The sequence below is a fragment of the Agrobacterium tumefaciens str. B6 genome (assembly GCF_001541315.1).
Classification (GTDB): domain Bacteria; phylum Pseudomonadota; class Alphaproteobacteria; order Rhizobiales; family Rhizobiaceae; genus Agrobacterium; species Agrobacterium radiobacter.
Genome location: NZ_LMVK01000050.1, coordinates 86,362 through 108,999 on the forward strand (window position 1 = coordinate 86,362; position 22,638 = coordinate 108,999).

22 protein-coding genes are annotated in these 22,638 nt (G+C 59.6%); 18 read left to right on the forward strand and 4 right to left on the reverse strand.

Features of this window, described 5'->3' with window-relative positions; translation table 11 throughout:
• The first annotated feature begins 128 nt into the window (after window positions 1–128).
• A complete protein-coding gene (locus ASB65_RS24240; protein ID WP_060725595.1) occupies window positions 129–731 on the forward strand; it encodes a hypothetical protein in 603 nt (200 codons plus the stop codon).
• 217 nt (window positions 732–948) lie between these two features.
• Window positions 949–1,095 carry a DUF1127 domain-containing protein gene (locus tag ASB65_RS27800; protein ID WP_003505647.1) on the forward strand — a complete coding sequence of 49 codons (147 nt, stop codon included), beginning with the start codon at window positions 949–951 and terminating at the stop codon, window positions 1,093–1,095.
• Between the two features lie 504 nt (window positions 1,096–1,599).
• Here the strand turns inward: ASB65_RS27800 and ASB65_RS24250 are convergent.
• On the reverse strand, window positions 1,600–2,043 hold the full coding sequence (locus ASB65_RS24250; RefSeq protein ID WP_060725597.1) for a response regulator: 444 nt from the start codon (window positions 2,041–2,043) through the stop codon (window positions 1,600–1,602).
• A 478-nt stretch (window positions 2,044–2,521) separates the two neighbouring features.
• Between ASB65_RS24250 and ftsZ the strand changes: the two genes are divergently transcribed.
• The 3 genes from ftsZ to ASB65_RS24265 all read left to right on the forward strand — a co-directional run bounded on the left by ftsZ (window position 2,522) and on the right by ASB65_RS24265 (window position 5,542).
• The gene (gene ftsZ / locus ASB65_RS24255) at window positions 2,522–3,484 is read left to right on the forward strand and encodes a cell division protein FtsZ (protein WP_060725598.1); all 963 of its coding nucleotides are present in this window, start codon (window positions 2,522–2,524) and stop codon (window positions 3,482–3,484) included.
• Window positions 3,485–3,768: 284 nt separating this feature from the next.
• On the forward strand, window positions 3,769–4,467 hold the full coding sequence (locus tag ASB65_RS24260) for a GntR family transcriptional regulator (RefSeq protein WP_003505651.1): 699 nt from the start codon (window positions 3,769–3,771) through the stop codon (window positions 4,465–4,467).
• Window positions 4,468–4,576: 109 nt separating this feature from the next.
• A complete protein-coding gene (locus ASB65_RS24265; protein ID WP_060725599.1) occupies window positions 4,577–5,542 on the forward strand; it encodes a dihydrodipicolinate synthase family protein in 966 nt (321 codons plus the stop codon).
• A gap of 287 nt (window positions 5,543–5,829) precedes the next feature.
• Here the strand turns inward: ASB65_RS24265 and ASB65_RS24270 are convergent, their stop codons facing one another.
• Window positions 5,830–6,867 carry an Ldh family oxidoreductase gene (locus ASB65_RS24270; RefSeq protein WP_060725600.1) on the reverse strand — a complete coding sequence of 346 codons (1,038 nt, stop codon included), beginning with the start codon at window positions 6,865–6,867 and terminating at the stop codon, window positions 5,830–5,832.
• Between the two features lie 445 nt (window positions 6,868–7,312).
• Between ASB65_RS24270 and ASB65_RS24275 the strand changes: the two genes are divergently transcribed.
• The 7 genes from ASB65_RS24275 (at window position 7,313) to ASB65_RS24305 (ending at window position 14,327) form a co-directional block, all read left to right on the forward strand.
• Entirely contained in the window at window positions 7,313–8,119 is an 807-nt protein-coding gene (locus tag ASB65_RS24275; RefSeq protein ID WP_060725601.1) for a transporter substrate-binding domain-containing protein, read from the forward strand.
• Between the two features lie 72 nt (window positions 8,120–8,191).
• A complete protein-coding gene (locus ASB65_RS24280) occupies window positions 8,192–8,857 on the forward strand; it encodes an amino acid ABC transporter permease (RefSeq protein WP_060725602.1) in 666 nt (221 codons plus the stop codon).
• 12 nt (window positions 8,858–8,869) lie between these two features.
• Window positions 8,870–9,523, forward strand: coding sequence for an amino acid ABC transporter permease (locus tag ASB65_RS24285; protein WP_003521707.1), 654 nt, complete (start codon window positions 8,870–8,872; stop codon window positions 9,521–9,523).
• On the forward strand, window positions 9,516–10,238 hold the full coding sequence (locus ASB65_RS24290) for an amino acid ABC transporter ATP-binding protein (RefSeq protein ID WP_060725603.1): 723 nt from the start codon (window positions 9,516–9,518) through the stop codon (window positions 10,236–10,238). Before ASB65_RS24285 ends, ASB65_RS24290 begins: the two co-directional genes overlap by 8 nt.
• Window positions 10,238–11,479, forward strand: coding sequence for an NAD(P)/FAD-dependent oxidoreductase (locus tag ASB65_RS24295; protein ID WP_060725604.1), 1,242 nt, complete (start codon window positions 10,238–10,240; stop codon window positions 11,477–11,479). The genes ASB65_RS24290 and ASB65_RS24295 overlap by 1 nt, the downstream gene beginning before the upstream one ends.
• Before the next feature lie 12 nt (window positions 11,480–11,491).
• Window positions 11,492–13,201, forward strand: a complete 1,710-nt coding sequence (locus tag ASB65_RS24300; protein ID WP_060725605.1) for an aconitase X — start codon at window positions 11,492–11,494, stop codon at window positions 13,199–13,201.
• A 97-nt stretch (window positions 13,202–13,298) separates the two neighbouring features.
• On the forward strand, window positions 13,299–14,327 hold the full coding sequence (locus ASB65_RS24305; protein ID WP_060725606.1) for a trans-3-hydroxy-L-proline dehydratase: 1,029 nt from the start codon (window positions 13,299–13,301) through the stop codon (window positions 14,325–14,327).
• A 147-nt stretch (window positions 14,328–14,474) separates the two neighbouring features.
• Here ASB65_RS24305 and ASB65_RS24310 read toward each other — a convergent pair whose 3' ends face one another.
• Both ASB65_RS24310 and ASB65_RS24315 read right to left on the reverse strand, forming a co-directional pair.
• Window positions 14,475–15,497 (reverse strand): LacI family DNA-binding transcriptional regulator, encoded by a 1,023-nt coding sequence (locus ASB65_RS24310; protein ID WP_060725607.1) that lies wholly within the window; start codon window positions 15,495–15,497, stop codon window positions 14,475–14,477.
• 157 nt (window positions 15,498–15,654) lie between these two features.
• Window positions 15,655–15,975, reverse strand: a complete 321-nt coding sequence (locus ASB65_RS24315; RefSeq protein ID WP_003505663.1) for a hypothetical protein — start codon at window positions 15,973–15,975, stop codon at window positions 15,655–15,657.
• Window positions 15,976–16,269: 294 nt separating this feature from the next.
• Here ASB65_RS24315 and ASB65_RS24320 point away from each other — a divergent pair, with 294 nt between their 5' ends.
• The 6 genes from ASB65_RS24320 to ASB65_RS24345 all read left to right on the forward strand — a co-directional run bounded on the left by ASB65_RS24320 (window position 16,270) and on the right by ASB65_RS24345 (window position 22,573).
• Complete coding sequence (locus ASB65_RS24320; protein ID WP_060725608.1) at window positions 16,270–17,073, forward strand: transporter substrate-binding domain-containing protein; 804 nt, start codon at window positions 16,270–16,272, stop codon at window positions 17,071–17,073.
• A 66-nt stretch (window positions 17,074–17,139) separates the two neighbouring features.
• Window positions 17,140–17,841: an amino acid ABC transporter permease gene (locus ASB65_RS24325; RefSeq protein ID WP_060725609.1), complete on the forward strand. Its 702-nt coding sequence runs from the start codon at window positions 17,140–17,142 to the stop codon at window positions 17,839–17,841.
• The gene (locus ASB65_RS24330; RefSeq protein WP_020009852.1) at window positions 17,841–18,500 is read left to right on the forward strand and encodes an amino acid ABC transporter permease; all 660 of its coding nucleotides are present in this window, start codon (window positions 17,841–17,843) and stop codon (window positions 18,498–18,500) included. Before ASB65_RS24325 ends, ASB65_RS24330 begins: the two co-directional genes overlap by 1 nt.
• Window positions 18,481–19,212 (forward strand): amino acid ABC transporter ATP-binding protein, encoded by a 732-nt coding sequence (locus tag ASB65_RS24335; RefSeq protein WP_003521699.1) that lies wholly within the window; start codon window positions 18,481–18,483, stop codon window positions 19,210–19,212. Before ASB65_RS24330 ends, ASB65_RS24335 begins: the two co-directional genes overlap by 20 nt.
• 23 nt (window positions 19,213–19,235) lie before the next feature.
• Entirely contained in the window at window positions 19,236–20,171 is a 936-nt protein-coding gene (locus ASB65_RS24340) for a 2-hydroxyacid dehydrogenase (protein WP_060725610.1), read from the forward strand.
• A 227-nt stretch (window positions 20,172–20,398) separates the two neighbouring features.
• A complete protein-coding gene (locus ASB65_RS24345; protein ID WP_060725611.1) occupies window positions 20,399–22,573 on the forward strand; it encodes a putative bifunctional diguanylate cyclase/phosphodiesterase in 2,175 nt (724 codons plus the stop codon).
• The last annotated feature ends 65 nt before the right edge of the window (window positions 22,574–22,638 follow it).

Below are 22,638 nucleotides of genomic sequence, written 5' to 3' on the forward strand. Positions count from 1 at the left end.
GATATTACGCTTGTTTTGCCCATTTCCGCGCAAGTTGAATTAATTGTGTTCGGTAACGGTATGTTCGCCTTCCCTGAATATGCCTATGAGGACGGCTGGGTAAGCGGGCTTTGTTCAGGAGTAGCAAAATGAATATTGCAGCACGTCTGTCGCTGGTTGGCATGATCGCACTGGCAGCAACACCATCTCTCGCGTCGGAAGATATGACGTCGGAGACGAGCAAAGCGATATTCGGTTTCGGCGGCGCCCTGACGAAAGAAGACATGCTGAAAAGTGCAGCCCTCTTTCCGGTGGAATATGAGCGCAACGCCATTCTGGGCGGCGGCTACCAGTTTTATCCCTACCGTATCGGCAATGTGAAACTCGGTGGCGAAATCGGCGTCGCTGCCAGATTTGGCAAGGGCTTTACGGGTGAGGTCTGGGTGGGTCCGGTTGCGCGTTACGAGCAGATCAGGCTCGGAGAGCGGCTGTTCATCACGCCAAGCTTTACCGCCGGCCTCAGCCTTGTCACGGATGCGCAGCGGGGCCGCGAGCGCGAACAGGAAATCAAGGACGACGGCAATGCCAATGTCCTGTTTTATCTGGGGCCGGAAATCAACGTGTCCTTCAGCGAGGATTCCTCGACTGAATTCTTCTGGCGTCTTCACCACCGTTCCGGCGGTGGCAAAACATTGGGCAATATGAAAGGCGCCACAAACGCCAACGTATTCGGCGTCCGCTACAAGTTCTGAGCGGCAGGGACGGTCCCAAGCCCGGTGAACTGTCTGAATTTCAGTCACGTTTCTTTTTCGCCGCAAACCGTCATGGGGAACCCGTGCATGTAGTGCATGGGTGGATTGCCTTATTCTGCCTGTTAATGCGTCATCGAAAAGCGCATATAGAGGACATCAAAGGACGCCGGGACGAAAACGTTACTGACGTCACCTAAACCTCAGAAAGGGTAATGTCATGAACGTAGCACGCAGCTTCAACAATTGGCGCAAATATCGTCAGACCATCAACGAACTCGGCCGTATGAGCAGCCGTGAACTGCACGATCTCGGTATCGATCGCAGCCAGATCACCAGCGTCGCCCGCGCCGCCGTCGGTAAGTAATCATAACGATATTGCCGCTATTGAATGCCCAAACGCCCGCTTTGCGGGCGTTTTTGTTTTGGAAGCCTCTCCTCCGTCATCCTCGGGCTTGACCCGAGGATCCATTGCTTTCCACGGGTGAGGATCCTCGGGTCAAGCCCGAGGATGACGTTGAGTATGTGCAAAGCGATGTCATTCCACGCCCGAGGACGACTGAAGCGAACCAATCGCCAGGAATTTTCGACGATGAATATTGCCATGCACAAAACGCATATCTGTGCTGCAACCTTGTGCCTGTCAAACGCGCAGAAAAATGGTATCTTCAAATCATCGAAACGGATGTACCTCCTCCCACATCCTTTCGGTAATGCGGGTGATCCTACTCCTCCTCCCAAAGGGTTGCCCCGGGGACAGCGGTTTTCCTCCTCCCATATCGCTGTTCATTTTTTTAAAAAAGCCTGCCGCACCTCCTCCCGCGGCAGGCTTTTTTGTTTTCGGAAACTTCCCTTTATTTTCAGGATTATCTCAGTCGAAAGCCATCATGCCGATGGGCGTTACGGCATGGGTGCCTGCGCGTCTGGCAAGGGCGTAAGCAAGGCACTGCTCCACGGCATCCTGCGGCACGGGCTTGGCGATCACGCCGGCTCCTATGCCGAGATTGACGACGACTTCGGGGTTCGCCGTCATGAAGATCACCACCACGCCATGGTCTTCGGAAAGCCGCCGCCCGATTTCAGGGCCGGTCTGTCCATCGGCAAGATTGACGTCGACGAAGGCGATATCGGCGCGGCTACCAAGCGCCACGGCCTCTTCCAGCCGGTTGGCGATGCCGATGACGTCCGCCTCTTCTTCCGCCTGCAAAATGGAATCCTCTATATCCATGGCGATGAGGAATTCGTCTTCCACGATCAGCACACGCGGCTGTTCCGTGTGGAAACCCGGTTCGTTCTGCAAGACGTCCGCCAACATATGCCTGTCTCCATTCTGTGTGCTTCAGAGCACCGGACCGAAAAGTGCAGCGCGGTTTTCGGGCCTTCGATGCGTCAACTATGCCTGGAGCGGGAAGGGCCGGTTCCGTTTTATCTCCCACCGCTCCAGCGCGGTCGGCAAGCAAACACTTGTCGGCGTAACTCGTTCCAAAGTGAGATAAACATAGTGAATGGAGTGTAAACGGCGCGCCTTTTCGGCTATCACCTCTAGGAAGCGAAGCAGTTGATTCGGTTCGGTTTTCATCCGGGGAAGGGGTCGGAGAACGTCGCCGTGGAGCATCTTTCGCCCCCTGGAACGCCGGTCTTTCGCCATTATGGGGCGATAGGCTGCATGAAAATTCAAAGCGTTACAGCCTCTTTCCCGCTCGGGGAGGAAGCGCTGGGACCTTGCCGATCATTCGCGTGCCGCGGTCAAAAAACGGCGCGGGACCCTATGAGTTTAGAAAGAGAATAAGACGATGACCCAGTCTCCGCGCGCCACCATTGCCCGCAACACGCCCAATATCGCCGTCGTCGGCGTCGGTGGCGGTGGCGGCAATGCGATCAACAACATGATTGCGGAGGGCATTAGCGGGGTGGATTTCATCGCCGCCAATACGGATGCACAGGCGCTGAAGAAGACCAACGCGCCGCGGCTCGTGCAGTTGAGCTCCGAGCTGACCGGCGGTCTGGGCGCGGGCGCCGATCCCGAGGTCGGCCGTCAGGCGGCGATCGATTCCCTCGACGAGATCATGGATCACCTGAGCGGCTATGACATGTGCTTCATCACCGCGGGCATGGGCGGCGGCACCGGCACGGGTGCGGCTCCCGTCATCGCTGAAGCCTGCCGGGCGAAGAACATCCTCACCGTCGGTGTCGTCACGCTTCCCTTCAGCTTCGAGGGCGCGCGCCGCATGCGGGCTGCCGAATATGGCTTTGCCAACCTGCTCAACACGGCCGATACCGTCATCGTCATTCCCAACCAGAACCTGCTGCGCATTGCCGATGCCGGTACCACCTTTGAAAATGCGCTGAAGACGGCCGACAAGGTCCTGTCGCTTGGCGTGCGCTGCATCACCGATCTCATCCTGCGCGAAGGCCTCGTCAATCTCGATTTCGCCGACGTGCGCTATGTCATGAAGAATGGCGGCCGGGCGCTGATGGGCACGGCGCAGGCCAAGGGTCCGAAACGCGCCTCGGAAGCGGCGGCCGCAGCCATCGCCAATCCGCTGCTCGGCGAACCCTCGCTGAAGGAGGCGCGTGGCGCGCTGGTATCCATCTCGGGCGGCAACGATCTGACGCTTTATGAAATCGACGAGGCGATGACGCTGGTGCGCGAAGCTGTGAGCGAAGAGACCGACGTGGTCATGGGCGCTTCCTTCGACCCCACGCTTGATGGTGCCTTCAAGATTTCCGTCGTGGCCACCGGCCTGCGCAACTAACGTCTTGTTTGAGGGGCGGCATTGCTGGGCGTTTCTTCTCCCCGCCGGGGAGAAGGGACAAGCCGCGTATTCTTGGCTCCCTAGAGAAATCGTCTTTCCTTAAGCGGGGTAATAACGCCCACGCCACAAACCGAACGATTAAAAGCCGTCGCGGGCAATTTTCGCGACGGCTTTTTGTTGTTTTTGAACAATTATTCCGCCATTCGAAGAGGCGACGGCGCTGCGCGGCGTTGATTGCGAAAAAATATAATAGTACTCTTTATGTCGACAAGAGGGATTTGATGATGACGGATATAATTGCTTCTGCCGAGCGCAAGCGCGGCTCCGGCGTGAAGATGGTCTATGATCTGCTGCGCGACGAGATTCTCGATCTGGTTCTGCCGCCGGGCAGTCCCATTGATGAGGTGCAGCTTGCCGAGCGGTTCAAGATGTCACGCACGCCCATCCGCGAGGCACTGGTGCGGCTTTCGGGCGAGGGGCTGATCGATACGCTGCCGAACCGCTCCACCATGGTGTCGAATATCGATTTCCTCAACATGCATACCTATTTCGATGCGCTTGTGTTGATGTACCGGGTAACGACCCAGCTTGCCGCGCAATATCACCGTCCGGAAGATCTGGCCGGAATCCGCGCCCACAACGCGGAATTCGCCATCGCGGTCGAGGAGCAGGATGCGCTGGCGATGATTTCCACCAATGCCGCCCTTCACCTTTCCATCGCCGAAGCCGGGCGCAACCCCTATTTCACCAGCCTGTTCAAGCGGCTTTTGGATGAGGGACGGCGCATCCTCAGGCTTTATTACCAGTCCTATGATGATCGTCTGCCCAAGCGCTTCGTCGACGATCATGAAGAGATGATTGCAGCAATTGCCGCTCGCGATATCGCTCTTTCCGAAAGGCTGGCGCGGGAGCATGCCGAACAGATCGTGCGGCAGGTGCAGAAGCTGCTGGTGCGAAACGAGCGGCTGGAAATAAATCTGTAGCTTGTCGATTTCTTGTCGACAAATAAAATACAAGATAGTAATGTCCTTGTTGAAAGGGTGGCGCGGACGTGCGTCCATTCCCGAAAAACATGTCCCTTAGGAGCTAGTAATGACGGCCAGCATTTTTTCCGGCGTGATTCCCGCCTTGATGACCCCCTGCAAGGATGATCGCACCCCTGATTTCGATGCGCTTGTTCGCAAGGGCAAGGAACTGATCGCCGATGGCATGTCGGCCGTGGTTTATTGCGGTTCCATGGGCGACTGGCCGCTCCTGACGGATGAGCAGCGCATGGAAGGCGTGGAGCGCCTGGTGAAGGCTGGCATTCCGGTCATCGTCGGCACCGGCGCGGTTAACACGGCGTCTGCCGTTGCCCATGCTGCCCACGCCCAGAAGGTTGGTGCCAAGGGTCTGATGGTTATTCCGCGCGTTCTGTCGCGCGGTTCGGTCATCGCCGCCCAGAAGGCTCACTTCAAGGCCATCCTCGCGGCTGCACCGGAAATTCCGGCCGTCATCTACAACAGCCCCTATTATGGCTTCGCCACCCGCGCCGATCTCTTCTTCGCGCTGCGCGCCGAGCACAAGAACCTCGTCGGCTTCAAGGAATTCGGCGGCCCGGCGGATATGCGTTACGCTGCTGAAAACATCACCAGCCGTGATGACGACGTCACTCTTATGATCGGCGTCGATACCGCCGTTTTCCACGGCTTCGTCAATTGCGGCGCAACCGGCGCCATCACCGGCATCGGCAACGTGCTGCCGAAGGAAGTCATTCACCTTTGCAAGCTGTCGCAGGCCGCCGCCAAGGGTGATGCGGATGCCCGCGCCCGTGCGCTGGAACTGGAACAGGCGCTCGCCGTTCTCTCGTCCTTCGATGAAGGCCCGGATCTGGTTCTCTATTTCAAGCACATGATGGTGCTGAAGGGCGACAAGGAATACACGCTGCACTTCAACGAAACCGATGCCCTGACGGACAGCCAGCGCGGTTATGTCGAAGCGCAGTTCAAGCTGTTCAACAGCTGGTATGCCGACTGGAGCAAGCTTCCGGGTGCCGTGCAGGCCTGCAAGGCTGCCTAAGCAGCCGCTGGCGTGAAAACAAAAGGCCCGCAAATGCGGGCCTTTTTTGCATGTCATGAGGTTTGATGTCTCCCCTCCGTCATGCCGGACTTGACCCGGCATCCAGCCACGGCGCGTCTGCGCCGTGAGGAATGAGTCTTTCGTGATCAAAGACTTGATCGCACTGGACCCCAGATCAGGTACGGGGTGACGGGGCAGGGGATGCTGTGCAGTCGCAAAAGACGCTGAGTGACTTTGTCATTGCAAGAAGGCCCGCGTTCACGAGCCTTCTTGTTCCCGCTTTGCGGTCAGGAGACCGCGTCCAGTCCCTTCTCCAGCAGTCGGTCGAGCCCGGCCACTTCTGCAGCGATCAGCGTAATACCTTCATTTTCCGATTTGGCGCGGGCGGCAAAGCGGCGGCCGGAGGGCAGGCGGGCACCCTGGCCGATGATGGCGTCAAACAGAACTTCCGCGCGCTGAAAGGGGTCTCCCGGCCGCCCCTTGGCAAAGGCTTCCGGGGAGAAGGCGACGATCAGTTCTCCATGGAAGGGCGCAAGCGTGGTGGTGCCGAGATAGTCCAGCACTTCGGGACTGGTGAGGTCGCCGATCATGATGCCGGCGAGAAGCTCGATCATGGTGCCGATGGCAAAACCCTTGTGGCCGCCAAAGGGCAGCATGGCGCCGGCAAGGGCCGCCTCCGGGTCCGTCGTCGGATTGCCGTCTGCGTCAACCGCCCAGCCTTCGGGTAAAGGTTTTCCCGCGCGCCGGTGCAGTTCTATCTCGCCGCGGGCGGCAACGGATGTCGCGAAATCAAAGACGTAAGGCGAGGTGTCCTTGCGCGGCCAGCCGAAAGCGAAGGGGTTGGTGCCGAGCAGCGGTTTGGTTCCTCCCGTCGGCGCGACGGTGGAATAGCTCGGGCACATCACCAGCCCGGCCAGCCCGTTCGAGGTCAGTCCCTCCACCTCGGGCCAGAGCGCCGAAAAATGGGTGCAGTCATTGATGACGAGTGTGGCGACGCCCAGACGTTTCGCCCGCTCCACCAGCACCGGCAGGCCAAGCTCGAAGGCAGGATTGGCGAAGCCGCCATTGGCATTGACCTTCACGATCGCCGTACTGTCGTCCTCGGCCACATCGGGTGTGGCATCGGGCTTCACCTTGCCGGCCTTAACGGTGCGCAATGCGCCTTCAATGCGGTAAATGCCATGGGACTTGCAGGCGTCGCGCTCACCGGCGGTGATGACGCGCGCCAGCGCTCCCGACTGCACGGCATTTAAGCCAGCCCTGCGAAAAATCGCCTCCACCCGTTGAAATAGTTCGTCGATAGTCAAGGTGGTGGTGTCGCTCATCATAATCCTCCGATATCGGCTCGCACATTTTGAATACATAAAGTATACAATGGCGGGGGTAATGCAACGTGTCTTTTCGGTGCGGCTGTGTCAGGGCGGAAATCCACTTTATCGGACTCAAAGATTCCTTAGGCCCTCATTCCTGTGCTTGTCACAGGAATCCAGCAGACGCGCGTCTGCGCGTCGCAAAGACTCTATTCAGCCCAAAGACTTGGGCTGGCTGGATCCCAGTGACAAGCACAGGGATGAGGGGCCTTTGATGTTTCCGCTCACCTTGTCGGCTCCTCGCGCCAGCTTTCGAAACTAATCCATTGAACCTCATCAGTTCGCACACGCACAAAATTCTTTTTGTATACTCATTGTATTTTTATGTTGATTTATCGCTTTCTTGGGGAAATAGTGACCGCGCCTTCAAGGGCAGACCAATTCTGGGAGCAAATCAAGAATGAAAAAATCGGTCATTTTCGCCGGCCTGCTGGCCGCCACCTCCGCTATCACCCCGGCCAAGGCCGACAAGCTTGACGACATTATTTCGTCCGGCACGCTGCGTTGCGCCGTTGTGCTCGACTTCCCGCCGATGGGCGCGCGTGATGACGCCAACAATCCTGTTGGTTTCGACGTCGATTATTGCAACGATCTCGCCAAGGCGCTCGGCGTCACGGCTGAAATTGTCGAAACGCCGTTCCCCGAGCGTATTCCGGCGCTGATGTCCGGCCGCGTCGATGTCGGCGTTGCGTCCACCTCCGATACGCTGGAGCGTGCCAAGACAGTCGGCATGACCGTGCCTTACTTCGCCTTCGAAATGGCCGTTACCGCCAACGACAAGTCGGGCATCAAGTCTTTCGAAGACATGAAGGGCAAGACCGTTGGCGCAACCGCCGGCACCTTCGAAGCCATCGCGCTCGAAAAGTCGGTCAAGGAGTGGGGCACCGGTGAATTCCGCCCGTACCAGACGCAGGCAGACGTGTTCCTCGCACTCAGCCAGGGCCAGATCGACGCCACCGTTTCCACCTCGACGGTTGCCCAGTCCAACGTGAAGGGCGGCAAGTTCGCCGGCATCTCCGTGGTCGGCAAGGCGCCTTACGACATCGACTATGTCGCGCTCTTCACCAACCGCGATGAATACGGCCTCATCAACTACCTGAACCTCTTCATCAACCAGCAGGTTCGCACCGGCCGTTACGCCGAACTCTACGAAAAATGGGTTGGCGGCGAAGTGCCTTCGCTCACCGTCAACGGCGTTTATCGCTGATCAGGACTTTTCGTAAACGGCGCGGTCGAAATGATCGCGCCGTTGATCGTTTCTGAAAAGGCGGGACACTTAATGTTCAACTATACATTCCACTGGAATCAGGCGCTGAAGGCTCTGCCGCAGCTTCTGGACGGTGCGGTGGTGACGCTGCAGATCGCCATTCTGTCGATGGTGATCGGTCTGACCTTCGCCATCGCGCTGACGCTGTTCCGGCTCTCCGGCAACCGCATCCTTGGCTCTTTCGCCTCCGTCTGGGTGGAAGTCGCCCGCAACACGCCGGCGCTGTTCCAGATTTACATGGCCCATTTCGGCCTTGGCAATTTCGGCATTCATCTGAGCCCCTATACGGCGCTTCTGGTCGGTATCGCCTTCAACAATGCCGGTTATCTCGCGGAGAATTTCCGTGGCGCGCTGAAAGCCATTCCCGATACGCAGACCCGTTCCGGCCGTTCGCTCGGCATGACGTCGATGCAGACCTTCCGTCTGATCATCATGCCGCAGATGCTGCGCGTTGCGTTTCTGCCTGCCACCAACCAGATGGTCTGGGCAATCCTCATGACCTCGCTCGGTGTCACCGTCGGCATGAATACGGATCTCGCCGGTGTCACGCAGGCCTTGAACGCCCGTTCGTTCCGCACCTTCGAATTCTTCGCGCTCGCCGCGGTCATCTATTACGTGATCGCCAAGATCGTCACGCTTGCCGCCCGATTGCTGGCTGCGCGTCTGTTCCGTTATTGAGAGAGGTGAGCCATGTTTGAAACCGCTCTCACTTGGAGTGATCTCGCCTTCCTGGCCAAGGGTGCCGGCATGACGCTTGCCGTCACCGCCGTCGCCGTCACGGCAGGCACTATCATGGGGATCATCTTCGGCGTCATCCGCTTCCAGTTCGGCCCCTATTGGTCGCTGCCGCTGACCTTCATCCTGGATATTTTCCGTTCCGTGCCGCTGCTCATCCAGCTGGTGCTCGGCAATGCCTTCCAGTCGATCGCCAAGCTCGGCTGGCCGCCATTCACCACCTCCTGCGTGGTGCTGTCGCTTTATACGGCGGCTTATTGCACCGAGATCGTGCGCGGCGGCATCGGTGCGGTGCCGTCGAATACGCGGCGCGCCTGCCGGTCGCTCGGCATGACGTGGTCGCAGGACATGCGCTACATCGTGCTGCCGCTTGCCACCCGCGTGTCGCTGCCCTCCTGGATCGGCCTGACGCTCGGCGTCATGAAGGATTCGGCGCTGGTGCTGTGGCTCGGCCTCATCGAGCTTCTGCGTGCCTCGCAGATCCTCGTCACCCGCCTGCAGGAACCGCTGACCATCCTGATGATCTGCGGCGCCATTTACTTCCTTATCAGTTTCCCCATCGCCCGTTTCGGCGGGTATCTCGAAAGACGGTGGTCCCCCAATGATTGAGATCGAAAACGTCCGCAAATCCTTCGGCCCGCTGGAGGTTCTGAAAGGGATCAACCTTACCGTCAACAAGGGCGAGGTCGTCACCATCATCGGCGGCTCCGGTTCCGGCAAGTCGACGCTGCTCACCTGCATCAACGGCCTCGAGCCGATCGACAGCGGCAAGATCGTCATCGACGGCACCGAGGTGCACGCCAAGTCGACCGACCTCAACAAGCTGCGCCGCAAGGTTGGCATCGTCTTCCAGCAATGGAACGCCTTTCCGCATCTGACCGCGCTTGAAAACGTCATGCTGGCGCCGCGCAAAGTGCTCGGTATTTCCAAGGAGAAGGCTGAGGAAATCGCCGTCAAGCAATTGACCCATGTCGGCCTTGCCGAAAAGCTGAAGGTCTATCCGAACCGCATGTCCGGCGGCCAGCAGCAGCGTATGGCGATTGCCCGCGCGCTTGCCATGTCTCCGGAATATATGCTGTTCGACGAGGTCACCTCTGCGCTCGACCCGATGCTGGTGGGCGAGGTGCTCGATACGCTGAAGATGCTGGCGGATGAAGGCATGACGATGATCTGCGTCACCCACGAAATGGCCTTCGCCCGCGATGTCTCGAACCGCGTCGCCTTCTTCCATCAGGGCGTGATGGCGGAAATCGGCACACCGGACCAGCTGTTCGGCGCACCGCAGCATGCTGAAACCCAGAAGTTCCTGGCGAGCGTGCGGTAATGCCTGCACATGATGTCATCGTCATCGGGGCCGGCGTCGTCGGCCTCTCGGCGGCAATCGCGGCGCAGGGCCGCGGTCTTTCGGTCACGGTCATCGACCGCGAAGGACCGGCAGCGGGCGCCTCGGCCGGCAATGCCGGCGCTTTCGCCTTCACCGATATTCTGCCGCTCGCATCGCCCGGCATTCTCTGGAAAGCACCGAAATGGCTACTTGATCCGCTTGGTCCGCTCAGCGTGCCGCCTTCCTATGCGCTGAAGATCGCGCCGTGGATGTTCCGGTTCTGGCGGGCCTGTGCGGCATCGAAGGTGGAACATTCCACCGCCGCCCAGACGGCGCTGATGGATCTGTCGAAGGTCGAGCTGGAGCCATTCCTGAAAAAGACCGAGACAACAGCCATGCTGCGCAAGGAGGGCAACCTCCAGGTCTATGAAAGCGATGCGGAGTTCGAAAGTTCGCTTCCCGGCTGGAAGGCACGTGAGCGCCACGGTATCGAGTTCCGGCATCTCAATGCCGAACAGATGGCCGAGATACAGCCCGGCATCGCGTCGCGTTTCACCTGCGGCACGTTCACGCCGGGATGGTATTCCATCGCCGACCCGAAGCTCTACACGCTGGCGCTGGCCGAACATTTCCGCGCCATTGGCGGGCGCATCGAACGCCTCGATATCGCGTCGCTCAGGCCGCTTGAAGATGGTGTCGAGGTGGTGAGCCATGACGGTCGTACCCGCAACGCCGCCAAAGTGGTGCTGGCGGCGGGCGCCTTTTCGCATCGCATCGCCCGTTCACTCGGGGAAAAAATTCCGCTGGAAACGGAACGGGGGTATAATACCACATTGCCGTCCGGGGCTTTCGATCTGCGCACGCAGGTGACCTTCGGCGGCCATGGTTTCGTCGTCACGCGGCTTTCTTCCGGCATCCGCGTCGGCGGTGCGGTCGAGCTGGGCGGGCTTGAGCTTCCGGCCAATTTCGCCCGTTCCGAGGCGCTTCTGGCCAAGGCGAAAGCATTCCTGCCGGGCCTGAAAACCGAGGGCGGCAAGCAGTGGATGGGTTTCCGGCCGCCCCGGCCGGACAGCCTGCCGGCCATGGGCGAAGCACGGCACACTGCGCGGGTGGTTTATGCTTTCGGCCACGGGCATCTGGGGCTGACGCAATCGGCGGGCACGGCCCGCATCGTCGCCGATCTTCTGACGGGGCAAAAACCCGCCCTCGATACAAGGGCATTTTCGCCGCAACGTTTCTGACGGAGATTTCCAATGTCTTCTGCCGTTTCGCCAACAGCCGTTCCTGAAGCCCGCAGCATCCTGGCCGGTGCGGCCGAAGGCCCCGTGATCGCCACGACAGAAGCGTTGAGTTTCTGGGGTGGTGTCGATCCCGCCACCGGCAGGGTGATCGATGTGCATCACCCGCTGCACGGCATCTGTCTCACCGGCGGCGTGCTGTTCATGCCGACCAGCCGCGGTTCGTGCACGGGGTCGGGCGTGTTGCTCGATCTCATCCTCACCGGCCGCGCGCCGTCCGCACTGGTTTTCTGCGAAGCGGAAGATGTGCTGACGCTGGGCGCACTTGTGGCGGCGGAAATGTTCGACCGGGCGCTGCCGGTCATCCGCCTCGACGCCGAAAATTTCACCCGCTTTTCCCGGGCCACCCATGCCCGCATTGATGGAAACAGCATCGAGGCCGATGGCCTGTCGCTTGCCATCGCGCCGCCGGCGATTGCCCATCTCGACCGTAATGATGAGGACCGGGCGATGCTCGAGGGTCGGGATGGCATTGCCGTGCGTCAGGCCATGCGCATCATCGTCGCCATGGCGGCCCAGCAGGGGGCGTCTGCGCTCATCGATATCACGCAGGGTCACATTGACGGCTGCATCTATGCCAGCCCCGCCAACCTCACCTTCGCGGAAAAGATGGCTGATATGGGCGGCAGGGTGCGGGTGCCGACGACCATGAACGCCATTTCGGTGGACAAGGCGCACTGGCGGGCGCAGGGCGTGCCTGATGATTTCGGCGATCCGGCCGCGAGACTGGCGGATGCCTATGTGCGCATGGGCTGTCGGCCCACTTTCACCTGTTCGCCTTACCTGCTCGATAGCGCGCCGAGTGCCGGCGAATCGATCGCCTGGGCGGAATCGAACGCGGTGATCTTCGCCAATACGGTGCTCGGCGCGCGCACTGCCAAACATCCTGACTTTCTCGATCTCTGCATTGCGCTGACGGGCAGGGCGCCGCTTTCGGGCGTCTATCTCGAAGAAAACCGTCGTCCGCAGCGCATTGTCGATGTGGCTTTGCCTGAGGGCATCAACGACGCCTTCTGGCCGCTTGTCGGTTATCTCGCCGGTAAGGCTGCGCCGGATTGTATTCCGCTGCTGCGCGGCCTCGGCTCTGCAAAGCCGTCTCGGGATGATTTGAAGGCGCTCTGCGCTGCTTTTGGCACTACCTCCGCAGCACCCATGTTGCATATCGAGGGCGTAACGCCGGAAGCCGGGTTGACCCCGTTTGACACGGCTGACGCCGTCACCATCTCGCTTGCCGATATGGCCGCCGGCTGGTCGCTTCTCAACGAAGGACCGGAAGAGGTGCAGCTTGTCGCCATCGGCAGTCCGCATGCCTCGCTGGAGGAGTGCCACGCGCTTGCGGCTGAATTTGCCGGCCGCAGACGCCATGCGGATGTCGCCGTCATCGTCACTGCCGGTCAGCAGGTCATCGATGCGGCCGGGCAGGACGGCACGCTGCAAAGCCTGCATGGCAGCGGCGTGCAGGTGCTGCCTGATCTCTGCTGGTGCTCCATTTCCGAGCCGGTCTTCCCAACGAAGACACGCGCCCTGATGACCAATTCCGGCAAATACGCCCATTACGGGCCCGGCCTCAGCGGCCGCGCGGTGCGCTTCGGCAGCCTTGCCGATTGCGTTGAAAGCGCGCTGACCGGCCGAGCTGATTCCCGTCTTCCCGCCTGGCTTTCCTAGAGCGCGTTCAGACGCGCGCTCGATCTTTCGTTTTCCGCATTTTCCGGACGTAAAACCGCTACGCACTTTTACTGGAAATGCTCTTGAGGAGAATTCAATGCGCAGTATCAAGACCGTTCACGTCATCTCCGCCCATGCGGAAGGCGAGGTGGGGGATGTGATCGTCGGCGGCGTAAAGCCGCCACCGGGTGAAACGATCTGGGAACAGAGCCGTTTCATCGCTCGCGATAAGACCCTGCGCAATTTTGTGCTCAACGAGCCGCGCGGCGGCGTGTTCCGCCACGTCAACCTGCTGGTGCCGCCGAAACATCCTGACGCGGACGCCGCCTTCATCATCATGGAGCCGGAAGACACGCCGCCCATGTCCGGCTCCAACTCCATCTGCGTCTCCACCGTGCTTCTGGATGGCGGCATCGTGCCGATGCAGGAGCCGGAAACCCATATGCTTCTGGAAGCTCCCGGCGGGCTGGTAAAGGTGCGCGCCGAATGCCGCAACGGCAAGGCCGAGCGTATTTTCGTGCAGAACCTGCCGAGTTTCGCCGCGAAACTCGATGCCGAACTTGAAGTCGAAGGCCTGGGTAAGCTCAAGGTTGACACGGCTTATGGCGGCGACAGTTTCGTCATCGTCGATGCCGAGGCTATGGGTTTCAGTCTGAAGCCGGAAGAGGCGCATGACATTGCCCGCCTCGGCGTGCGCATCACCAATGCCGCCAACAAGGCTTTGGGCTTCGACCATCCCGAAAATCCGGACTGGCGGCATTTTTCATTCTGCCTGTTCGCGGGCAAGGTGGAGCGCACGGCGGAGGGTCTGCGGGCTGGTGCTGCCGTCGCCATCCAGCCGGGCAAGGTGGATCGTTCGCCGACCGGCACGGCGCTTTCGGCCCGCATGGCGGTGCTGCATGCGCGCGGCGAAATGAAGGAAGGCGAAACGCTGACGGCGGTATCGCTGATCGGCTCCACCTTCACCGGACGCATTCTCGGAACGACAACGGTTGGCGACCGTCCGGCCATCCTGCCGGAAATTTCCGGCCGCGGCTGGATTACCGGCATCCATCAGCACATGCTTGATCCCTCCGATCCATGGCCGGAGGGGTATCGGCTGACGGATACCTGGGGCGCGCGGTAAGCGCGATACACCGCGCTTCCCTCATCCCTGTGCTTGTCACAGGGATCCAGTCAGCCCAAGTCCTTGGGCTGAAAAGTCCCTTTCGCCGCGCAGACGTGTGTCGGCTGGATTCCTGTGACAAGCACAGGAGTGAGGGAAGGGAGTGGATTAGCCGCCCGCCCGCTTCGTCGTCTCCCGCACGATCAGCTCGAACCCGACATCCACCCGCGCACTCTCGGGAATGACAGCGTCCTTTTCTGCCTCCAATATCGAGAGCAGTAATTCGCCGGCCTTGCGGCCGATCATCTGGGCGTCGACCCTGATCGTGGAAATCGCCGGATAACATTGCCTGCCGATGTCGAAATCACCAAAGCCGAGGATGGAAATCTGTTCGGGCACATGAATGCCACGACGGTGACATTCCATCAGCGCGCCGACGGCGGAGATGTCGGAGACGGCAAAGATTGCCTCAATATCGGGTTCCTTCACCAGCAACGAGCCGAGTGTTTTTGCCCCGTGATCGTAAGAGACGGGGGCGCTGCCTTCGCGAATGATGAGGTCGTCGGCAATGCCGGCTTCACGCAGCGCTGCACCAAAGCCAAGAAGACGGCTTTCGCCGCGCCAGTCCTTCACATCGCCATCGGCCCGGGAACCGAGTGCGCCTATTCTTTTAAATCCGAGCGATATCAGGTGTTTGGCGGCAGTTCTTCCCACTTCATAGTTGGAAAAACCGACCGCGTGGTCGATCGGGTGTTCGGGAACATCCCAGATTTCCACGATCGGGATGCCGGCGCGCATCAGCACTTCGCTCGCCATCTTGGTATGCACCGTGCCGGCGACCACGATGGCATCGGGGCGGCGCTCCATCATGGTGCGGATGACGCGCTCCTCTTCCTGCAGATCATACATCGTATAACCGATCAGCAATTGATAATCGGCGGCGCGAAGTGCGTTGGCGAGCCCTTGAGCGCTATCGGCGAAGTTGGAGTTGGTGAGCGTCGGCAGGATGGCGGTGATGAAATTGGTACGGCGGGAGGAAAGCGATCCGGCGATTCGATCCGGCACATAACCGAGCTTCTCGATGGCCTTCATCACCTTCTGGCGTGTCTCTTCAGACACCAGCGCAGGATCGGCCAGCACCCGCGAGACGGTCATCTTGGAGACGCCCGCGAGTTTCGAGACGTCGCTCATGGTAGCTTTTTTTGACGTGACTAACGCTGCGGCCAAGGGCGTGCGCTCCACCAAAGCATGTCTCCCTAAATTCGAACCGGTTCAGGACAAGACATACACGAAGATATCAAGGGAAAGCACGCCGCATGATTGCAAATCGGTGCGGCGTGCACCGGATTTATGCGACGCGGCTATAGACCAGATGGTAAAAGCGGCCGTCGCACATGCTCATCATCTCATCCGTCAGCACGCGGCCTTCCAGCCGGACGGGAGAAACCAGTGCTTCCTCCACCGCCTCCATCGACGGATAGTCGATTTCCTGTACCATAATGATCGAGGCCGCATCCGGGTCGGTGCGCTCCGTGCGCATCACCCGCACGGCCTGCGCGTTCGGCATACGCTTCCAGACCGGCAGCAATTTCTCCTCCACGATGCGGAAAAACTCCTCCTCCCGACCGGGGTGAATCCTGCCTTCGAAAATTGCCGAGCGTGTGTACATGTTTCCTCCCGAATGATTGCCGACCGAAACAGTTCTGTAGATCGGACTTGCAATGATACCGATAACATGCATTATTGGTCCTGCCAAGAACGTGAAACGGTGTCGAGCAGAGGAAAATCGATAACCAGCCGAAATTGTTGAATTTCATAGGGAATTCATCTGGTTTTGTGCTTTCGCGGTTTCTTGGGAGGAGTTTTTAGTCAATCGCGTTAAAATGTTATCGAGAACATTTTCCGGTTTGCGCAAGGCCGCTGTTCCACTTTGGGCAGCCACTATAGGGTTGGAGGAGAAACCATGAGCATATCCAGATTTTTGAAGAACATGACCGTTGCAGTCGGTGTTGTCGCAGCTTCGCTTGCTGCCACCACGTCCGCCCATGCCGTCTCGCTCAGCGAGATCACGGCGCGTGGCAAGGTCAAGATCGGCGTTCTCACCGGTGCACCGCCGATGGGCATGGTGGACGAGAAGGGCAATCCTTCCGGTTATGACGTTGATGTCGCCAATCTGATCGGCTCTTACCTGTCGCTGCCGGTGGAACTGGTGCCGCTGACACCGCCGGCGCGTATCCCGGCACTTCAGACCGGCAAGGTCGATTTCCTTGTCGCGACGCTTGCGCCGACCGGCGAACGCGCCAAGACCGTCATGTTCACGCAGCCCTACAGCGCGTTCAACATGGACATCATTTCCGGCAAGGACCAGAAGTTCGAAAATCTGGAGAGCCTGAAAGGGAAGCGCGTTTCGGTCAATCGCGGTTCCTCGCAGGAAACCGCGCTGCGCAAGGCCAATGTCGAAGGTCTTGAAATCGTCGTCTACGAAGACGATTCCACCAGCGCCCAGGCTCTGCTTGCCGGTCAGGTAGATGCTGTGGCCCTGCCGTCCACGGTTGGCGAAGCGATCATCAAGCAGCGTCCGGAAGCCGGTCTGCAGGTCGGTTTCACCTTCTTCCAGCAGGGCAATTCCATGGCGACCAAGATTGAGGATTTCGAGCTGCGCCAGTGGCTGAACACCTCCATCTATCTCATGAAGATGTCGGGCGATCTCGACCGTATCTCGGTGAAGTGGACCGGCCGTCCGCTGCCGCAATTGCCAAGCTTCTGATTGAGCCTTTCAACGTGCCCGCCGGGGAACATTCCGGCGGGCCGGGAAATGTCAACGGAGTGACGCATGTCCTATACATTTCAATTCGGCGCGCTTGCCCAATATCAGAACGAGATTCTGAACGGCATATGGCTGACGATCAAGCTGTCGGTCCTCTCCATCGTGCTCGGCTGCGCTTTCGGAATTCTTCTAGCCTCGCTGCGCTCCATCAATGGCGGCATCGTCCGTATCATCGTGGACGGTTATGTGGAGGTGATCCGCAACACGCCGTTTCTGGTGCAGCTTTTCATCGTCTATTTCGGTTTGCCCGGTCTCGGCTTTCGCGTCGGGGCGGATACGGCAGCGCTGATCGGCATGACGATCAATCTTGCTGCCTATTCGACGGAAATCATCCGCGCCGGCATCGAGGCGGTGCACAAGTCGCAGATCGAGGCGGGCGAGGCTCTGGGCTTCACAAAATACCAGATCTACCGTCACGTCATCATCGTGCCTGCCATCGCCAAGGTCTATCCCTCACTTTGCAGCCAGTTTGTGCTGATGATGCTGGCATCGAGCATATGCTCGGCCATTTCCACCCATGAGCTTGCGGCCGCCGCAGCCTTCGTGGAATCGCAGACCTATCGCTCCTTCGAGGTCTATATCGTCGTCACGCTCATCTATCTTGCGCTGGCGCTCAGCCTGCGGCTCATCCTTGCCCTTGTCGGCATGTGGCTGTTCGGCCGCCGCGTGGCCCGCAAGACGATGACCGCCATGCCGGAGGTGCAGTGATGACTCTTCGAACTTTTGGCTGGAACGAGTTCGGCTTCCTGCTGACCGCCCTGCAATGGACCGTGCTTCTGACGATCATTGCGCTCATCGGCGGCGGCCTCGTCGGTTTCTTCGTGGCGCTGGCCCGCACCTCGAATTTCAAGGCGCTGCGCATTGCCGCCGGCACCTATATTCAGGTGATCCAGGGTATTCCGGTGCTGATGATCCTGTTCCTGTCCTATTACGGCCTCAGCCTTGCCGGACTGGAACTGCCGCCGTTGATCGCCGCCGGCGCATCAATGACAATCTATACGTCAGGTTATCTCGCCGAAATCTGGCGCGGCTGCATCCAGGCGGTGCCGAAGCAGCAGTGGGAAGCATCGGAATCGCTGGCGCTCACCCGCGCCCAGCAATATCGCTACGTCATCCTGCCGCAGGCGATCCGCATTTCCCTGCCGCCGACCGTCGGTTTTGCCGTTCAGGTCGTCAAGAATACGTCCATCGCATCGATCATCGGTTTCGTCGAACTGGCGAGAGCGGGGCAGCTCATCAACAATGCCACGTTCCAGCCGTTCCGCGTCTTCGTCGCGGTGGCCGTGCTTTATTTCATCGTCTGCTACCCGTTGTCCCAGCTGTCGCGTTGGCTGGAAAGGAGGCTTCATGCCGGAAGTAATCGTTGAAAACGTTCACAAGAGCTTTGGCGCTCTGGAAGTCCTGAAAGGCGTGTCGCTGACGGTCGGCCGTGGTGAAGTCTTCGCCCTCATCGGCCGCTCCGGCTCGGGCAAGAGCACGTTGCTGCGCTGCATGAACGGGCTGGAGAAGATCAATTCCGGTCGTATTGAAATTGCAGGTCACGCTATCGGAGAAGATGCCAAGGCGCTGCGCAAGCTGCGCACCGATGTCGGCATCGTGTTCCAGAGCTACAATCTCTTCCCGCATCTGACCGTCGGCGAAAACATCATGCTGGCCCCTCGCATCGTCAAGGATGTGGCGAAATCCGAAACGAAGGATATTGCCCGCGAGGTCCTGCAGCTCGTCGGCCTGTCGGAGAAGTTTGATTCCTATCCCGACCAGCTTTCCGGCGGCCAGCAGCAGCGTGTGGCGATTGCCCGCTCGCTCGCCATGCGGCCGAAGGTGATGCTGTTCGACGAGGTGACCTCGGCGCTCGACCCCGAGCTGACCGAGGAAGTGCTGACCGTGATGGAAAACCTCGCGAAAGACGGCATGACGATGATCCTCGTCACCCATGAAATGGCCTTTGCGCGCCGCGTGGCGACCGAAACCATCTTCATGCACAAAGGCAAGATCTGGGAGCAGGGCCGTTCTTCTGAATTGTTCGCCAATCCGCAAACGCCGGAACTCCGGCAATTCGTCAAGGCCGATGTGAAGTAATTCACCGGCGCAAAGGAAACTCCATGACCACTGAAATCGTGCAACTGTGCCCGCTGATCCCGGCACTGGAACAGGAACTTGCCGAGCGCTTCACCGTGCATCGCCTGTTCGAAGCCGCAGACAAGGCGGCGTTCCTTGCTGAAAAGGGCGGCGCGATCCGCGGCGTCGTCACCGGTGGCCACATCGGCTTGCCGACGGATATCGGCGCGGCGCTTCCCAATCTTGAAATCGTCGCCATCAACGGCGTTGGTTTCGACAAGGTCGATCTGGCAGAAGCGAAACGGCGTGGCTTCCGCGTCTCCAATACGCCTGACGTGCTGACGGCCGATGTTGCCGACCTCGCGCTTGGCCTCGTTCTGGCGCAGGCGCGCAAGCTGCCGCAGGCGGATCAGCACGTTCGCACGGGGCAATGGCTGAAGGGCGATATGGGGCTTTCCACGCGCGTCGCCGGCCGCCGTTACGGCATTTTCGGCCTTGGCCGTATCGGCCAGGCGATCGCGAAGCGGCTCGAAGGCTTTGATGCGCACATTTCCTACACCGCGCGAAGCCGCCGCGATGTTGCCTATGACTATTATGACAGCATCGAAGCGCTGGCCGCCAATTGCGACGTATTGATCATCGCCGCCGCCGCCACCGCCGAAACGCGCCATATCGTCAATGCGGATGTGCTGAAGTCGCTTGGACCGCAGGGCGTGCTCGTCAATGTGGCGCGCGGTTCGCTCGTGGATGAGAAGGCGCTGGTCGAAGCGCTTTCGAAGGGCGCGATCGGTGGCGCGGCGCTGGATGTCTTCGAGGATGAGCCGCGGGTGCCGGAAGCGCTTTTCGCCTTTGACAACGTCACACTCGCCCCGCATGTCGGCAGCGGCACGCACCAGACACGACGCGCCATGGCCGATCTTGTTCTCGCCAATCTCGATGCGCATTTTGCCGGCAAAGAGCTGCCGACACCGGTGGTGTGACGGACGACGAATTGCCCCTTTGGTCTGACGGCGCAGCTTCTGCTGCGCCGTTTTCATTCAGGCAGGCGCGGCTTTATGGAGCCAGTTGCAAAGGGCGGGTTTCCCGGCAATCTCCTCCCGTCGTTCATATTTATATAACACGTATAATCCTACTATTCTGCTTCCTTGCAAAGTAATGAGGCGGAGAGGTGCGTTCCAAAGGCCCGAAGACAGCCGAGCAGAACCGGATGTCGCGAAAAAAGCGCGGTGTCACGCCATCTGCCACTCCTGCCATGAGCGAGAATGTCAATCCCTCCGACCGGCACGCGCTTCTGGAAGCGATGATCGACCACGTACCGGATTTTATCTATGCCAAGGATCTGGAAGGACGCTTCCTTTTCGCCAATCGGGCCATCGTCACCGAAAACGGCTTTGACACGGTCGAGCAACTGATCGGGCTCACCGATTACGATATTAACGGTGAAGCGGCGCGGCGTGCCGGCATTCCCGATACCGAGGCGCGGGTCATGCGCACCGGCGAACCGGATCTCGGTTACGAGGAACGCGCCATGCGCGGTGATATCGACCGCTGGCTCATGATGTCGCGCGTGCCGCTGAAGGACAAGGCCGGCAACATCATCGGCGTGGTCGGCGCCTCGCGGGATATAACCCAGAAAAAGGCTTCGGAGAGACTGCTTCAGGCGCAGGCGTATATTCTTGAGATGATTGTCGCCGCCGCGCGTATCGAGGATTTTCTCGAAGAATTCGTCAAGGCTATCGAAAATCTCGCAACCGGACTGGCCTGCGCCGTGCGGGTGTTCGATGCGGCAGCTGGGGAGCCTTCCGTTTATGCCTCGCCCGCACTTGCGCAGGAGGAGGGGCTGGCCGCTCTTGTTTCCAGCGTCAGTGATCCTGAGTGCCTCACCCATCCGGCAGAACACATTGCCTTCAGTTTCGATATTCCCGCCAGCGAAGGCAAGGCGCACGGTTTCGTCTGGTGCATGCTGGCCAGCCGCAAGCCGGAGGCGGCGCTGCTGGAGTTTATCGGCGCTGCGGCACGTATGGCGGGCCTGGCGATTGACCGCAAAAGGGCGGCGGAACATATCGCCTTTCTGGCTGATCACGACATGCTGACCCGGCTGCCAAACCGTCGTTTCCTCGATACGAGATTGCCTGAAATTTTGGCCGCGGCGGCAAAGACGCACCGACGGGTCGGCATCGGCTTCCTCGATCTCGACAATTTCAAGCAGATCAACGATACGCTCGGCCACAGCATCGGCGATACGCTTTTGTCGAAAACCGCCGAGCGCATTGCGAAAAGCCTCCGGAAAAACGATCTCGTTCTCCGGGTAGGCGGGGATGAGTTCGTCGTCATTCTTGAAGAAGGCAGGAACGATGTCGAAGCCCGGCTGCAGCGCATCCGTGCCGCGGTCTCGCAGCCATTGCGCATTGGTAATTACGATATCAAGGTCACATGCAGCATCGGCATGGCCTTTTTCCCGGAGCATGGGGAAACCACGGCGGAAATCGTCGCGGCCGCCGATCTTGCCATGTATGAAGCCAAACATAACGGGCGCGACAGCATTGCCACCTTCACCCCCAATATGGCGGATGATCTGAGGAAGAAGTTCACCCGCATCGAGGAATTGCGCAAGGCCGTCAAGAGAGACGAGTTCGTGCTGCACTTCCAGCCGCAGGTCGATCTTGTCAGTGGCGCAATCAGCGGCGTGGAGGCGCTGGTGCGCTGGCAGCACCCCACGGAAGGTTTGCTTGGCCCTGCGGAATTCATCGCGCTTGCGGAAGAAACCGGGCTGATCGTGGAACTCGGAGAAAGCATTCTCAGGAAGGCCTGTCGTCAGGCGCAGGCATGGGCGGCCGCCGGCCTCTTGCCCGTCAAGATGGCGGTCAATATCTCGCCGCGGCAGTTTCAGGGCGGGCTGGTGCAGCAGATCAGGTCGGTGCTGAAGGAAACCGGCCTTGCGCCATCGCTCCTGGAAATCGAAATCACCGAGACGCTCATCATTCAGGATGTCGAAACATCGGTCCGGATCATGCGGGCCATCAAACAGATGGGCGTCAGCCTGGCGTTGGATGATTTCGGGATCGGTTATTCCTGTCTTGGCATGCTGAAGACCTTTCCGCTGTCCTGCATGAAGATAGACCGCTCGTTTCTCACCCACCTGCCCGAAAAGACCAAGGACAGCGCCATCGTCTCGATCATGATCCAGCTTGCCGGGTCTCTGGGCATCGATGTCATTGCCGAAGGTGTGGAAGCCGGCGAACAGGCGACATTTCTGCGTGATGCCGGTTGCCCCTATGGCCAGGGTTATTATTTCAGCCGGCCGGTGCCCGCAGAGGTGATTGAAGACATGCTGGCGAAGAAGACGATATTCCCCACCGGCTTGCCCGAAGACAGCAAATAGGCTGCCCCGGCGGCCGATTGTTTCAGATCGGCCAGACGTGGCTTTCCCGGAGAGGCCGGGCAGAC